This window comes from Clostridium beijerinckii (genome assembly GCA_003129525.1).
In the GTDB taxonomy this organism is placed as follows: Bacteria; Bacillota; Clostridia; order Clostridiales; family Clostridiaceae; genus Clostridium; species Clostridium beijerinckii_D.
Map to the genome: position 1 here is coordinate 893,532 of CP029329.1, position 16,469 is coordinate 910,000.

Below are 16,469 nucleotides of genomic sequence, written 5' to 3' on the forward strand. Positions count from 1 at the left end.
AATTAATTTATTACATTTGTATATTAAACGGACTCATTTAATATATTTAATACATAATTCTTATACTAACTTTTATATTAAATAACTGTATCAATACACTATTGAATATTTTCATTTAAATCTTTACAATAGTAATTATAAAGGAGTGATTAATAGTGAAGCGTATTGATAAAATTTATGATTATATTTTTCAAGCATCTAAACTTTTTGATAAAAATAAACTCTTAGCCCAGAAAGGGTTTAGTGCACAAGAAATTGGAGATACTCTAGATATATTAAGAAATAATGTTTCAAAAGAGCTTAATACTCTTTGTAGACAAAAGAAAATAATTAAAATTAAAAATAGACCTGTTCTCTATTTTCACAGAAAATGCCTTGAACATATATTATTTATCAAATTACCTGAAAGTTTAGAAGAAATATCAGATATTAATTCTTTAACTAGCACACCAAATGGACTTATTGAAGACCAATCACCATTTAATTATTTAATCGGTGCTAACACAAGCTTAAAAAATCAAATTGAGCAAGCCAAGGCAGCTTTATTATATCCACCAAATGGATTACATACATTGATAGTCGGTAGTACAGGTGTTGGTAAAAGTTTATTTGCTAATATTATGTATGAATATTCTAAATATATAAAAAAATTGCCTGAAGACGCCCCCTTTGTTGTTTTTAATTGTGCTGACTATGCTAACAATCCACAACTTCTTTTATCTTATATTTTCGGGCATATTAAAGGTGCTTTTACAGGTGCTGAAAAAGAGAAAGATGGTATTGTTTCAAAGGCTAATGGAGGTATTCTATTTCTAGATGAAATACATAGGCTACCCCCAGAAGGACAGGAAATGGTATTCTATTTTATGGATACAGGAACATATAATAAACTTGGTGAAACAGATCGTGCACGTAAGGCTAATGTATTATTAATAGGTGCGACTACAGAAGATCCAAATTCTACTTTACTTAAAACGTTTGTGCGAAGAATTCCTATATCAATAGCTATTCCTGATTTTGATGAAAGACCTATTGATGATCAAATTCACTTGATACACTTCTTAATCTCAAAAGAAGCTCAAAGAGTTAATAAAACAATAAGAATTTCAGCAGAAGCCATTAAGGCTTTAATAGGTAGTACTTCTTATGGAAATGTTGGGCAACTAAAATCTAATATTCAATTAGCTTGTGCAAAAGGATTTTTAAACTGTATGAATACAGATGAACCAATTGATATAAACTTAAAATTACTGCCACCTAATATAAAAAATGGACTTCTTACTTTGGGTAATAAAATCAATGAGAATGCAACAGCATGGAATATAATTCCCAATACAATAACTATTCCTCCTGATGATAATAAGACTTTTTGGGAAATTGACGCTTATGAACCACCTTTTAATATTTATAGTATTATTGAAGATAAAACTTCTGCTCTTCAGGAAGAGGGTATGAATGAAGATGAAATTAAAAACTTTATAACTACTGATATTAACCTTCAGTTAAAGCAATTCTATGCTCGATTTAAAAATGATACTCACCGTAGAGAAGGTTTGCTTAAGATTGTTGACAGCGATATTGTCGATTTTGCTGAAGAAATAAAAACTCTAGCTGAAAATAGATTAAATAAAAAACTAAATGAAAGATTTATTTATGCAACAAGCCTTCATTTTAGCGCATTATTTAATCGAATTAAGAAAAAGACTGTTTCTTTTTCATCGCCTATTGAATTATCATCGACCATTAATAGTAAAGAATATGTAGTTGCTAAAGAAATTCACGCATTAATAGAACAGCGTTATAACTTAATAATTCCACCTGTTGAAATTGAGTATCTTGCATTACTTTTGACTTCAATTCAAGAATCCTCGCATCAAGAAAGAGTAGGTATTGTTGTAGCTGCCCATGGTTCAAGCACTGCTACAAGTATGGTTGCCGTAGCTAAAAAACTTTTTGATGCTGATAATATTTTAGCCGTTGATATGCCACTTGAGATGACTCCTTCTGATATATTAGAGACTGTAATTGAAAAGGTTAAAACAGTTGATGAGGGTAAAGGAGTACTTCTTTTAGTAGATATGGGTTCCTTAAATACTTTTGGTGACCTTATTACAGAAAAGACTGGAATTCTCACTAAAAGCATTGATATGGTATCTACTCCATTAGTGTTAGAAGCTGTTAGAAAGTGTTCTCTTTGTGATACAGATTTAAATTCTGTTTATTCATATTTACTTACTGATTTTAGAGGATATACTAACAAACTTATTTCTGATGAAGTTTCTAATTCTGATGTTACTGGTGCTGGTGTTGTTGTTACTATTTGTTCTACTGGTAAAGGTACAGCTATTAAACTGAAAGATTTAGTTCAAGATATTATTGATAATATCACTACAGATAATATTAATATACTTCCTATTGGATTAAATAACTTAAGTAAATCTATTACCCATATAGCTAAAAGTAATAAAATAATAGCGCTTATTGGTATTGTAAATCCTAATATGGGAATTCCATTTATATCATTAGAAAATTTAATTGATGGATCTGGCGAAAAAGTATTGAAAAATTTAATTGAAGGAAAAACTATCATTGTTTCTAATAATAAAACCCAAAATCAAATAGTTCTAAAAAATCTTTGCAAACAAAGCCTTAGAGAGATTTTAACATTTCTTAACCCTGAGAAAATATGCTCGTTATTAGAAGACTTTGTTATCGTTATTGAAAAATCTTTATGTATAAATTATGATAATTCCCATAAATTGAGAATTATGCTACATGTTGCTTGTGCCTTAGAAAGAATGATTTTAAATGATGGTTTAGAGTATAAGGAATCTCCTGATACTCTAAATAAAAACAGTTTAATTGCCTTAAATAAAGCTAGCTTAATATTTAAGAATTCATTATCTATATCATTAACTAATGATGAAATATATTATATGGTTGATATACTTAATGAGTATTAGAATTTCACCCAACTCAGTTTTAGTATCAAATTTAAATTATATTTACCAAAAGTATATCGTTTTCTACAGAAAGTGTATTAATACCCATTTGTAGTGTATTAACTATTTATGATTATATTTATATAATCATAATAGAACTGTATCTTTAATAATGTTTTTTGTTTTTGATACACTACATTGGCATGCTAATTGCTATATATAATAGTATACATACAAAATATTAATTGAATAATGAAAGGATGATAAATTAGTGATCGCATTAATTATAAGTACTCATGGAAGTTTTTCTGAAGAGCTTGTTAAATCGTCAGAAATGATTTTTGGTGCTCAAACAAACGTTGGTGTTGTAACATTTAAACCAGGTGAAGGTACAGATAATTTAGTAGATAAATATAATAAACTTATAAATGAATTAAATTGCACTGATGGAGTTTTATTTATGGTAGACCTTTTTGGTGGAAGTCCATTTAATGCAGCCAGTATACTTGCATTAAAAAATGATAACATGGAAATTGTAACAGGAATTAATCTTCCAATGTTATTAGAAGTTTTTGGTAGCAGAGATTTTTCAAGTCTTTCTGAATTAGTAGCAATTGCACAAAGTGCTGGTAAAGAATCAATAAAACAATTAGTAAAACAAATAGACACAGATTTAGAGGAGGATGATTTATAATGAAAATTGCATTAGCAAGAATTGATGACAGATTAATACATGGACAAGTGGTTACAGTATGGTCAAAGGAAACAAAATGCCAAAGAATCATTGTATGTAACGATGATGTAGCAAATGATGAAATAAGAAGAACTTTATTAACTCAAGTGGCACCTCCAGGTGTTCAATCTTCTGTAGTTGGTATAGAAAAGGCAATTAGAGTTATTAATAACCCTAAATATGAAAATGATATTGTATTACTTCTTTTCACTAATCCTACAGATGTTCTTAGATTAGTTGAAGCTGGAATTGATATTAAAACTGTTAATATCGGAGGAATGTCTTTTAAAGAAGGTAAGACTCAATTGACTACAGCTGTTTCAGTTAATGATCAAGATGTTAAAGCATTTAAATCATTAAATGATAAGAATATAGAATTAGAAATAAGAAAAGTTGCTTCTGATTCAAAATCCTTTATTATGAAGTTAATAGATAAAATGTAGTATATATAAAAATGTAGTTTATCTACATTTTTACACTAAGTCTATATTAAACATTTACATTTAATTTTGTATATTTATTAATATAAATATAAATAATTGTTAATAGGGAGGGGATATTATGGAAATTAACACATTACAAATTATTCTTATTTTCATAATCGCATGTGTTGCTGGTATGGGTAGTGTTCTTGATGAATTTCAAACTCATAGACCATTAATCGCATGTACATTAATCGGACTTGTTTTAGGAGACTTAAAAACCGGAATTATAATTGGTGGTACACTAGAAATGATGGCTCTTGGCTGGATGAACATCGGTGCTGCAATGGCTCCAGATGCTGCTTTAGCTAGTGTTGTTTCTACTATTCTAGTAATTGCTGGTAAGCAAGATGTAAGTGCTGGTATCGCAATTGCAATTCCAATTGCTGCAGCTGGTCAAGTATTAACTATACTTGCTAGAACTATTACTGTGTTTTTCCAACATCAAGCAGATAGAGCTGTTCAAAACGGAGATCTTAAAATAATTGATCTTTGTCATATCGGCGCTTTATTAGTCCAAGCTTTACGTGTATCTATTCCTGCTGTAATCGTTGCTATGTTTGTTGGTACTGACATTGTTCAAAACATGTTAGCATCTATACCTGACATTATAACTGGCGGACTTAGAGTTGGTGGCGGTGTTGTAGTTGTAGTCGGATACGCAATGGTTATTAATATGATGGAAGCAAAGCATTTAATGCCATTCTTCTTCTTAGGATTTGTTGTTGCTGCAATTGCTAACTTAAACTTAGTTGCTTTAGGTGTAATTGGAACTGTAGCTGCTGTAATCTACATTCAATTAAGCCCTAAATTCAATGCAATTGCTGTTGCTACTACATCTGCTTCATCTAGTGATGAAGACGATGAACTATAGACTGGAAGAGGAGGTAAAATATTATGAGTAAAGAATTAGAAAAAAAACTTACCAAAAGTGACATTACAAGCATGTTCATTCGTTCAAATCTTCACCAAGGTTCATGGAATTATGAGAGAATGCAAGCTTTAGGATATTGTTTCGCAATGGTTCCAGTAATCAAGAGATTGTATACTGGTGATGAAAGAAAGAAAGCTATTAAGAGACATCTTGAGTTTTTTAATACACAACCATTTGTTACTGCTCCAATCTTAGGCGTTACAGCAGCTATGGAAGAACAAAAAGCTAATGGTGCTGACATTGATGACGGTGCTATTAATGGTCTTAAGATAGGTTTAATGGGACCTCTTGCAGGTGTTGGTGATCCAATATTCTGGGGTACATTAAGGCCAGTTGCTGCTGCTTTAGGTGCTTCAATAGCATTAACAGGTAGTATACTTGGACCAATATTATTCTTTTTAATATTTAATATAGTTCGTCTTGCAATCAGATACTATGGAGTTAGCTATGGTTATAGCAAAGGAACTACTATCGTTGCAGATATGGCTGGTGGTAAACTTCAAAAGTTAACAGAAGGTGCTTCAATCCTTGGATTATTTGTAATGGGTGCTCTTGTTAACAGATGGACATCTATTAATGTTCCAATAGTTGTTTCAACTATTGCTAAAGCAGATGGAACAACAGTTGTTACAACTGTACAAACAATCTTAGATTCTCTATTACCAGGATTACTTCCATTATTAGCTACATTCGCATGTATGAAGTTGCTTAAGATGAAGATTAATGCAGTTTGGATTATCCTTGGAATATTCATTCTTGGTATTATATTCTACGGATTAGGATGGATGGCATAATTCTTAATTGTAATATATAATAAAGAAATTGTTCATATCTAAAATAAATTTAAAGAAAGAGATTATCTAGAATAACTTTAGATAATCTCTTTTTATAATAATAAAAAGTTATTTATAGATGTATATTTTAAAAGCTGTATTCATGAGTATAATACTCTAAAGTTAAATATATACTCACTCCATAGGATTAAGAAAATCTAGTTCTTTAGATGAAAGACTAAGTCGTAAATATTCAACATAATACTAAGTAAGCTTGATGTGTTTATATATATTTTATTTATCTTTACAAAAATTACTTATCTTTTCTTCAAATTTATTTATTTCAATTCGTGTATTATTAATGTCCGTGCTATCTAAATTACCTCTACCTAGTCTATCTGAAAGTGAAACTAACACTATTTCATTAATATCAACGTCTTCTAACATATTTCTTATATTCTGAAATTTCATGTTTTTTGTTACAAATAAACTCTGCATATGCCATTTTACAAGTGCTGTTACTTTAGATATAAAATTTTCTTCTTCATTAAAGTACGTTAGAAATTCTTTAGTCATATCTGCACCTACACTTTCGTGATTATATGAAGTTAATCGTCCATTTCTCAACTTAGTTGTTGGCTTCTTGCCTATATCATGCAATAAAAGTGTCCACATAAGTGCCCTTTTATCATTACTTTTTTCTTTATTTTTTGCTCCTTCATCAACAACCATCATTGTATGAATAAATACGTTCCCTTCTGGATGGAACTTTGGGTTTTGGTCAACACTCTGTAAATCTTTAATCATGGAGAACGGATATTTATCAAGTTCACCAGCCTTTAATAATTCATATAAATAAATAGATGGCTTATCATCATTAAGTAAATGTTTCTCTATTTTTAAAAAAGTCTCTTTATCAGTCATAATACACTCCTATTATTCTCTTATGCAATTCCTACTGCAAATAATTAATTTACTATTATTTAGTATATCAATTATTTGAATTTTTAAACATGGAAATTGATATATGATAATAAAGATTTAATTCATCTATTTAACTTTTAGCTAAACAACCATGTGTTCATATTATCAAAATGAAAACAGTATATAAACTTACATCATGCAAATTTATATACCGTTCCATATTGTATATTTTAAATTATCCTAATAACCTTAAATGCAATAATCTTTTTGTGCTTTATATCTTCTTATATTATTATTCTATATATTTATTTTATAATGCAGAAGATCCTCTTTCACCGGTTCTAATTCTTATACATTCTGTAATATCAATGATAAATATCTTTCCATCACCGACTTCTCCAGTTCTAGCAATTGATGTAATTAATTCAATAACATCTTCAACCTTATCATCTTCAACAACTATCTTAACTTCTATCTTAGGTAATACATTAGTTGTTATTTCAGTGCCCCTATGATATTCCTTCCAGCCACGTTGTTGTCCACACCCCATAACTTGACTGATAGTTACTCCATTTATATTACTATTTTTCAATGCTTCTTTAATATCCTCAAGCTTTGAAGGTCTTATAATTGCTTCTATTCTTTTCATAATATATTCCTCCCTAATAATATCTGAAATAAATATTATATGCCATAAAATATTATTTATTTTATCACTATTTATCCATCTTATTGAACTATAATTGTACCAAAACCTTAGTATAAATTTATTACAATATACTAATCTAAACCGTTAAATGCAGGATAAGCTGTTTCACCATGCTCTGCTACATCAAGTCCATCGGCTTCCTCTGAACTTTCAACTCTGATATCCATAAATAACTTTATAACTTTTATAATTAAGAATGTCATAACACTTGCAAATACTATTGTTATTAAAATACTCATTATTTGTGCAATTAAAAGTTTAACATCTCCAAAGAAAAGACCATTCCATTGTGCTGCAGAGTTAATTGTTGTTTGTCCAAATAATCCAGTTGCAATACCTCCCCAAATTCCACCAACTCCATGACATCCGAAAGCATCAAGTGCATCATCGTATCCAAATTTAGCTTTTACTTTTTCCATAAAGAAGAAGCAGATCGGAGATACTACTATACCTATTATAATGGATGCCCAAAGTGGAACAAAACCTGCCCCTGGTGTAATTGCAACTAACCCCACTACTGCTCCTGTTGCAGTTCCAAGTATTGTTGGTTTCCCATGTTTTATTTTTTCAATTAGCATCCATGAAAGCATTGCTGCTGCTGCTGAAGTATTTGTTGTCATAAAAGCTTGCACTGCAAGTGGACCAGCTCCTAATGCACTACCTGCATTAAATCCAAACCATCCAAACCAAAGTAATGCTGCTCCAAGAATTACAAACGGAATATTATGAGGTCTATATGACATCATACCATGTCCACGTCTTTTACCTAACATTATACATGCTACAAGTCCTGAAATACCAGAACTTATATGAACTACATTACCCCCTGCAAAATCAACAGCTCCTAAAGCTCTTATTAATCCACCATCTCCCCATACCATATGAGCTAATGGATAATATACCAATAGTGACCATAGTGCTACAAATATAAATAATGCTGAAAATTTCATTCTTCCTACTAGAGAACCAGTTATAAGTGCTGGTGTAATTATTGCAAACATCATTTGAAATGCTGCGAAAAGTAATTGAGGTATATTACTTGCATATGCTGCATTAGGTTCAGCACCTACACCTACCATACCAAAGAAATTTAATCCGCCAATTATTCCATGAAAATCATTTCCAAAGGATAACGAATATCCTATTAAAACCCACATTACTGATGCCAATCCACATATAAAAAATGAAGACATTAATGTGTTTAAAACATTTTTCCTTCTAACCATCCCAGCATAAAAAAATGCAAGCCCTGGTGTCATTACAAATACAAGTGCCGAGCAAACCAATATAAAAGCACTATCGCCTAAATTAATCTCCATAAAAAATCCCCCTTTAAAATAATGAATATAACTCTAAAATTTATTCAGTTACTTAATTTTCCTAATAATTTTTTTTAATAATATTGATTTAAAAGCAACTGCGCGTCATTACTTTTAGAATTTAACTTTGCAAAGCCTATTTACTTAACACATTACAACATCGTAATTTTTTATATAAAAAACGGTGCTTGTGAAATATACCTTTTCTAGGTACATTTCACAAACACCGTTGTCTATATTTCACATTGTATTATTTCCATATAAATTTGTCAACACATTTTCTAAAAATAATACTTAGTATTACTTTTTTATCATATAAATAATATTCATATTTGTTTGATAGTAATTTTTATTATACCTAGCATATTAATTATTGGAACAGGGTATTCTACTTTTTAGTCTCAACATCACAATCAAGCCAACTCACACACTGTAGCTTTAATTAGATATAGACTTTCTTTAGTTAATATTTCTCTCCTTCAAAAAGAAGTAAAGTACAAACTATTCCTAAAACATTTATAGAAATAACCTTTTAATCAAAACCAATATATGTTTTTGAATTCTTCATTATTTTAATATATTTATATTGTTAATTATTATATCTTTTATATTTGCATATTTATTGGGCATGTTCTCTTCTAAATCAATTAATTGAATTAAATTTACTAAATCGCGGAGTTTACTTACCTTATACCAATCATCAATGAGCTTATAACTTGAGTTTTTATTGTATTCACTTTCAAATTCCTGTATTAAGTTTTTATTAAAATATTCTTCATATCTGAAAAACTGTCCTATATCAGCCAATGGGTGTCCAGCCATTGCAAACTCCCAATCTAAAATTCCAGACAATCTATTATCTTTTACTAATATGTTAGTCCCTTGGAAATCTCCATGAACCAACCTAATATCTTCATCTAATTGAATTAATATCTTTTTATTTTCCTTAACTATGCTATTAATTTTTTCTATAATATTCTTGCCTAAACGCTTTTGAGCTCTATCCCCCATGAAATTTTTATACCATGAAATAAGTGGAGGTAATTCTTCTCTTATATTCAAATTTTCATCTAGAAATCCTGTTTTATTAAATTTATAACTATGTATTTTAGCTAAATATTTTGCTACATCTCTAACAAGTGTTTCTTCTAATACATATCCTTCACTTATAGCTTGTCCTATAGTCTTTCCTTCTATATATTCATAAATTGCATATTCTTTATTTTGAATAATTTCATCACTACTAATTTTATATACTTTATTGACAGGTATAGTTTCATTTTCCTTTAGCTTTGTTAATAATTTAATTTCTTTCTTATAGTTTTGTTCTGTTGAAAAAAATATTTTCAAAACATATTTCTTTCTAGCTTGATTTGTTTGAACAATATAATTTGTTGTTCTACAGCCCTCATTTACTGGTATTACATTAATTATATTTTTTTCTTCTAATATTCCTTCAAATAATTTACCAACTATACTTTTATCAATTTCTAAAAACGGAAACGTCCTTTCCCAATTATATTCCAATTAAATATACCTCACTACTCTATATAGTTTTTTGATTAAATCCTTCTTTTAAATTTAATTATAATATATTATTGATACATTTGTTATAAAAGTTTTATTTATATTACTTTATTATATAGTTTTTGAAACAAATTAAATCTATATAATATATGAATTTTATTTATTATAATTTAATATAAAATCAGAAAAGATGCTCTAAAGTATTATTTTCTTTAGCGCATCTTTTTAAATTCAAGCAAAACTTCAGGCTATTTTACTTTAAATGACTCACAATCTGTACATTCAATTTTAGTTGGATTTGTTTCATGTGTACCTACTTTGATTTCTTGTAATGTACAATAATTCTTTGCTTGTGCATGATATTGACATTGGTCAACTGAACATTTTATAGATGAATTTGCATCCACTTCTATCACTCCTTATCACTTTTTCAATAATATTATTTGTAAAAATCACATATATATACTTTTATTTAGTACTATACTTATGGTTCTTAACATTATTTAAATTATTAACTCCTATTATTTCCTCGGCAATAGTGATTAATTTGTGAGAATAAACATTCTAATTTATGCCTTTTATATTATTAATAACGAAAAAAATAAGATTAATAATTTAACACTCTCTATTATTAATCCTGCTTATTTCTTATATTTAATATGTAAATTCAAAAAATATCTTATAATTTAAGATGCCTCTAGACATTTTATATACTCATAAGCTACTTCTATTGCTTCTGTCTTAGTTTCATATATATGACTTGCTCCAATTTCAACTGCAAAACCCATCTTGTTTAATACTTTCATTGGTTGTCCCTGCACATGAGTTAAACAGAGTTTTATGTTTAACTTATTACAATGCTTAAGCAATCTAGTTAATGCATCTATTGCAGAAGCATCAATTGCATGGGTATGTCTCAGATCTAAAATAACAACCTCAACAGAAGATTCAAGCTCTTTCATTCTTGCAATGAACTCTTGCACTACGCCAAAGAACAGTGGTCCATTTACTTGATATACATGTATTTTCCCCTCTGCTTTTTCTAATACAGTGGCTATATCTTCATCAAAAACTTCCTCATCTACTAAATCTCTAATTTTAGTAGTATCTGATACTCTCTTGACGAATAAAAACATTGCCATAATCATTCCAATACTTATTGCAACAACTAAATCAAATACAACTGTACATCCAAATGTAATTAATAATACAATAACATCACTCTTAGGAGCTTTTAATAACCCCATAAACGCTCTCCATGAACTCATGTTATATGCTACAACCATTAATATTGCTGCAAGAGTAGTCATTGGTATCATTTTTGCAAGAGGCATTAGAACTAACATAGTAACTAGTAATGTTATAGCATGTACCATCCCTGATATAGGACTTCTTCCACTTGATTTTACATTAGCTGCAGTTCTTGCTATAGCACCTGTAGCTGGTATTCCACCAAATAATCCACACGTAATATTAGCTATCCCTTGAGCAATAAGCTCCATATTAGAATCATGTGTATCAGAAATCATTCCATCTGCTACTACTGCTGACAATAATGATTCTAATGCTGCTAAAATAGCAATTGTCATAGCAGGTGCAAATAATTTATTTATTGTAGCTATACTAAAGTCTGGAAGTATTGGCATTGGTATTGCCGATGAAATTTCTTGAAATCTACTTCCTATAGTTTCTACCGGTAAGTTCAATGCTTTTACAAAAATAGTTGCAACTATCAATGCAACCATTGAACCTGGTATTGCCTTATTAATTTTAGGCCAAAACACTATTATAATAATAGATCCTGCACCTACTATCAAAGACCATTTATTTAATGACCCTATATTGGCAAAATAACTTCCCCATTTTGCAAAGAATTCTGCTGGCACAGTGTCAATTTGTAGTGCTAAAAAATCCTTAATTTGTGTTGACATTAATGTTACTGCTATACCAGCAGTAAATCCTATAGTTATTGTTTGTGGTATATACTTAATTAATGAACCAAATTTTAATAATCCCATTATAATTAATATAATTCCAGCCATTATTGTCGCAGTAATAAGTCCATTTAAACCATGCTCCTGAATAATTGAATAAATTATAATAACAAAAGCTGCTGTAGGTCCACCTATTTGAACTCTACTACCTCCTAAAAATGAGATTATAAATCCTGCAAATATTGCTGTAATAAGACCCTTCTCAGGTGACACGCCTGATGATATACCAAGTGCTATTGACAATGGTAATGCTATTACAGCAACTATAATTCCAGCTATGATATCCTTCATAACTTGCGCTTTTGTAATTTCCTTGTTCTTAATCATATAAAAGAACTTAGGCATCATTTTTTAATCACTTCCTTATTTAACTTGTCAACTTTTATCTTACTCCTATTCTCTATACTAGTCAAAGCAAAATATTCATTTATCCTACATTAAAAGCATTATTCTGACATTTAAATTTATGATTAATTCATATATTTAGCAAGTGATTTCAAAATCTATATAATACCTAATTAAGTTTATATAAATAAATCAAGTGATTTATTTATAATTTAATAATACTATTTAATTTATTTTCTAATTGTTCTGTTATGTTAACCAATGGCAATCTAACTTCATCTGAATCTATTAAGCCTAACTTGTTTAAAGAATATTTTAATGGCGTAGGATTGGGCTCTGCAAATAAAAGTGGTATCATATTATATAATGATTGCCATTTTTTTAGTGCATCTTGATGATTATTAGATTTAACCAAGTTATATACTTCAATAAACTCTTTAGTTCTTAAATGAGCAGAGCCCATTATACCGCCTTGTCCACCAAGTAAAAGTGTTGTGTAAAAATATGCATCCTCTCCTGTTAAAATTGAGAAGTCCTTTGGCGGATTAATCAACAAATCAGTTGTTTGTTTCATATCTCCTGAACAATCTTTTACACCTATAATGTTTTTTAATTCTGCCAATCTATGAACAGTTTGATTTTCAACATTAGTTCCAGTCCTATATGGAATATTATAAATTATAATATCTAAATTAGTTGCTTCAGATATACTTTTAAAATGTTCATATAGTCCCCTTTGATTTGGTCTTGAATAATAGGGCGCTACAGATAATATTCCATCCACGTTATACCTTTCTGCTACCTTTAATTTCTTAACTACTTCGCTAGTATGATTTCCACCTAAGCCTACATAAACTGGTACTCTATTATTATTGCACTCCATAGTTTTAGCCAAAACTTCTTCATATTCAGCATCTAAGATAGTAGGTGATTCTCCAGTAGTTGCAAGTGGGATTATTCCACTTACCCCTTCTTTTATATAATGATTAACCATTCTTTCATATGATTTTAAATCTACCTTCCCATCTTTAAACGGCGTTATTAATGGTACTAATACTCCTTCAATTTTCATAAATTATTACAACTCCTAAATTTTATTTTTTAAAATAAGAAAACCCGCTAGTATATACCAACGGGTAGAGTTAATCGCATAAAGCTTCATCTAAAACTAAAATATAATAATATTATTATATTAAATTTCAGCAAATCCTTGTAGCTCTCCACTTTCGTGACAGTTATGCACATATTCTATGCATACCCAGAAATAAATCTTTGCATGATTTAAATCTTCGGCCATAATACCTTTTCTTATTAATCAACGTCTGCAAACTCATAATAAGTACTTTTTATTAATGGCACCTCTACCTTAGGTTCTCGTATTGAATTTATTAGAATTATATCATTTCTTTAATTATTTGTAAATAATTATCCCTTTAATAAAAAATTATCCATTCTAATTAAAGGATAACTTTTATTTATATAGAATTATAATATTAAGCAAAACTAAAATTATAGAAAGCTGGAATAACATATGTATACTAATTATATCTTTGACTTTTATGGAACATTAGTTGATATAAGTACTAATAAAAATATTAAATCTCTTTGGGAAAAACTTGCCTTATTTTATTCATTTAATGGTGCTTGTTATACTTATAAAGATCTAAAATCCTCTTATAGAAAAAAATTTAAAGAAACTCAATTATCTATAACTACTACTGATTATCCGGATTTCCCTATTGATAATATATTTCAATCACTATTTGAGGATAAAAATGTACATGTATCTTCTGACAATGTTAAAGCTGCAACACAAATGTTTAGAATTCTTTCAATTAAATATTTAAAACTTTATGATGGTGTTCTTGAATTGCTTGATTCATTGAAAGAAAAAAACAAAAAAATTTATTTATTATCAAATGCTCAAAGAACTTTTACGTTATATGAAATGAGAATTCTAGGTATAGAAAAATATTTTGATGGAATTTATTTCTCTTCTGATCATTATATGTGTAAACCTGATAAAGCATTTTATAATAAATTAATAAAGAATTTTAATTTAGATATAAAAGATTCAATAATGATAGGCAATGATTTTATTGCAGATATAGATGGTGCTCATTCCGTCGGATTAGATTCATTATATATTAATTCAAATTTATCCCCAGAAATAACTTCAAAACTTAAAAGTGATTACAATATAATGGATGGAGATGTACATAAAATAAAGTCTTTAATTCTTAAATAATTCTTAAATAATACTTATATCAAAACATATCCACATTAATTAAAAACATTCCACAATATATTTAAACTTATTGTGGAATACTTTTATTATTTTTTATAAAAATAATTTTTATATACGCTAAAAAAGGATAGTTAATTAAAACTATCCTCTAAACTTACCTCGCAACGTCCTACTCTGCCACACAGTCACCCGTGCAGTACCATCGGCGCTATAGACCTTAACTGTCCTGTTCGGAATGGGAAGGAGTGTTACCTCTATGCCATCGTCACGAGATTTGAAAAAACTATGTTCTTTCAAAATTGCATATAGAATTAATGTATATTTTACAACTTGATTATATATTGGTCAAGCCCTCGACCTATTAGTATCAGTCAGCTAAATATGTTACCATACTTACACCTCTGACCTATCAACCTTGTAGTCTTCAAGGGGTCTTACTAGCTTACGCTATGGGAAATCTAATCTTGAGGTTGGCTTCACACTTAGATGCTTTCAGCGTTTATCCATTCCCGACTTAGCTACCCAGCTATGCTTCTGGCGAAACAACTGGTACACCATAGGTCAGTCCATCCCGGTCCTCTCGTACTAAGGACAGCTCCTCTCAAATTTCCTACGCCCGCGACGGATAGGGACCGAACTGTCTCACGACGTTCTGAACCCAGCTCGCGTGCCGCTTTAATGGGCGAACAGCCCAACCCTTGGGACCTACTTCAGCCCCAGGATGCGACGAGCCGACATCGAGGTGCCAAACCTCCCCGTCGATGTGAACTCTTGGGGGAGATCAGCCTGTTATCCCCGAGGTAGCTTTTATCCGTTGAGCGATGGCCCTCCCACGAGGTACCACCGGATCACTAAGCCCGACTTTCGTCCCTGCTCCACTTGTAGGTGTCGCAGTCAGGCTCCCTTCTGCCTTTGCACTCTTCGAACGATTTCCGACCGTTCTGAGGGAACCTTTGGGCGCCTCCGTTACATTTTAGGAGGCGACCGCCCCAGTCAAACTGCCCACCTAACAATGTCCTGTCACCAGTTTCATGGCATCCAGTTAGAACTTCAATACTATCAGGGTGGTATCCCAACAACGACTCCACCAAAGCTGACGCTCTGGTTTCCCAGTCTCCCACCTATCCTGTACAGACAATACCGAAATTCAATGCTAAGCTACAGTAAAGCTCTACGGGGTCTTTCCGTCCAATCGCGGGTAGCGAGCATCTTCACTCGCACTACAACTTCGCCGGATTTGCAGTTGAGACAGTGCACAAGTCATTACGCCATTCGTGCGGGTCAGAACTTACCTGACAAGGAATTTCGCTACCTTAGGACCGTTATAGTTACGGCCGCCGTTTACTGGGGCTTAAGTTCACACCTTCGCGTTACCGCTAAGCATTCCCCTTAACCTTCCAGCACCGGGCAGGCGTCAGCCCCTATACATCAGCTTACGCTTTAGCAGAGACCTGTGTTTTTGTTAAACAGTTGCTTGTGCCTATTCTCTGCGGCCTGCATTGCTGCAGGCACCCCTTCTCCCGAAGTTACGGGGTCAAT

Annotated in this window: 13 protein-coding genes and 2 rRNA genes (1 of these 15 only partly in view); 6 read left to right on the plus strand and 9 right to left on the minus strand. The window is 30.6% G+C overall.

Features of this window, described 5'->3' with window-relative positions; translation table 11 throughout:
- Positions 1 to 155 precede the first annotated feature (155 nt).
- The 5 genes from DIC82_03600 (at position 156) to DIC82_03620 (ending at position 5,885) form a co-directional block, all read left to right on the plus strand.
- Positions 156 to 2,963 (plus strand): PTS sugar transporter subunit IIA, encoded by a 2,808-nt coding sequence (locus DIC82_03600; protein ID AWK50213.1) that lies wholly within the window; start codon positions 156 to 158, stop codon positions 2,961 to 2,963.
- A gap of 250 nt (positions 2,964 to 3,213) precedes the next feature.
- Positions 3,214 to 3,636 (plus strand): PTS mannose transporter subunit IID, encoded by a 423-nt coding sequence (locus DIC82_03605; protein ID AWK50214.1) that lies wholly within the window; start codon positions 3,214 to 3,216, stop codon positions 3,634 to 3,636.
- Entirely contained in the window at positions 3,636 to 4,118 is a 483-nt protein-coding gene (locus tag DIC82_03610; GenBank protein AWK50215.1) for a PTS fructose transporter subunit IIB, read from the plus strand. The genes DIC82_03605 and DIC82_03610 overlap by 1 nt, the downstream gene beginning before the upstream one ends.
- 124 nt (positions 4,119 to 4,242) lie before the next feature.
- On the plus strand, positions 4,243 to 5,031 hold the full coding sequence (locus DIC82_03615) for a PTS mannose/fructose/sorbose transporter subunit IIC (protein AWK53026.1): 789 nt from the start codon (positions 4,243 to 4,245) through the stop codon (positions 5,029 to 5,031).
- A gap of 23 nt (positions 5,032 to 5,054) precedes the next feature.
- Positions 5,055 to 5,885 carry a PTS mannose transporter subunit IID gene (locus DIC82_03620; protein ID AWK50216.1) on the plus strand — a complete coding sequence of 277 codons (831 nt, stop codon included), beginning with the start codon at positions 5,055 to 5,057 and terminating at the stop codon, positions 5,883 to 5,885.
- Positions 5,886 to 6,158: 273 nt separating this feature from the next.
- On the opposite strand, the gene DIC82_03625 is transcribed toward DIC82_03620, so the two are convergent.
- From DIC82_03625 to DIC82_03655, 7 genes are all read right to left on the minus strand, one after another.
- The gene (locus tag DIC82_03625; protein ID AWK50217.1) at positions 6,159 to 6,788 is read right to left on the minus strand and encodes a phosphohydrolase; all 630 of its coding nucleotides are present in this window, start codon (positions 6,786 to 6,788) and stop codon (positions 6,159 to 6,161) included.
- Positions 6,789 to 7,098: 310 nt separating this feature from the next.
- Entirely contained in the window at positions 7,099 to 7,437 is a 339-nt protein-coding gene (locus tag DIC82_03630; GenBank protein AWK50218.1) for a transcriptional regulator, read from the minus strand.
- A 131-nt stretch (positions 7,438 to 7,568) separates the two neighbouring features.
- Positions 7,569 to 8,816 (minus strand): ammonia permease, encoded by a 1,248-nt coding sequence (locus tag DIC82_03635; GenBank protein AWK50219.1) that lies wholly within the window; start codon positions 8,814 to 8,816, stop codon positions 7,569 to 7,571.
- A 567-nt stretch (positions 8,817 to 9,383) separates the two neighbouring features.
- On the minus strand, positions 9,384 to 10,343 hold the full coding sequence (locus DIC82_03640) for an aminoglycoside phosphotransferase (protein ID AWK50220.1): 960 nt from the start codon (positions 10,341 to 10,343) through the stop codon (positions 9,384 to 9,386).
- A gap of 248 nt (positions 10,344 to 10,591) precedes the next feature.
- The gene (locus DIC82_03645) at positions 10,592 to 10,756 is read right to left on the minus strand and encodes a DUF1540 domain-containing protein (protein ID AWK53027.1); all 165 of its coding nucleotides are present in this window, start codon (positions 10,754 to 10,756) and stop codon (positions 10,592 to 10,594) included.
- Between the two features lie 273 nt (positions 10,757 to 11,029).
- Positions 11,030 to 12,685 carry a sodium-independent anion transporter gene (locus tag DIC82_03650; protein ID AWK50221.1) on the minus strand — a complete coding sequence of 552 codons (1,656 nt, stop codon included), beginning with the start codon at positions 12,683 to 12,685 and terminating at the stop codon, positions 11,030 to 11,032.
- A gap of 202 nt (positions 12,686 to 12,887) precedes the next feature.
- The gene (locus DIC82_03655) at positions 12,888 to 13,754 is read right to left on the minus strand and encodes a 4-hydroxy-tetrahydrodipicolinate synthase (GenBank protein ID AWK50222.1); all 867 of its coding nucleotides are present in this window, start codon (positions 13,752 to 13,754) and stop codon (positions 12,888 to 12,890) included.
- 459 nt (positions 13,755 to 14,213) lie between these two features.
- On the opposite strand from DIC82_03655, the gene DIC82_03660 reads away from it, so the two are divergent.
- Positions 14,214 to 14,930 carry an HAD family hydrolase gene (locus DIC82_03660; protein ID AWK50223.1) on the plus strand — a complete coding sequence of 239 codons (717 nt, stop codon included), beginning with the start codon at positions 14,214 to 14,216 and terminating at the stop codon, positions 14,928 to 14,930.
- A gap of 156 nt (positions 14,931 to 15,086) precedes the next feature.
- On the opposite strand, the gene rrf is transcribed toward DIC82_03660, so the two are convergent.
- Together rrf and DIC82_03670 are read right to left on the minus strand one after the other, a co-directional pair.
- Positions 15,087 to 15,203: ribosomal RNA gene (rrf, locus tag DIC82_03665) — 5S ribosomal RNA — on the minus strand.
- Positions 15,204 to 15,270: 67 nt separating this feature from the next.
- Positions 15,271 to 16,469, minus strand: a 23S ribosomal RNA gene (locus DIC82_03670) (it continues 1,715 nt past the right edge of the window).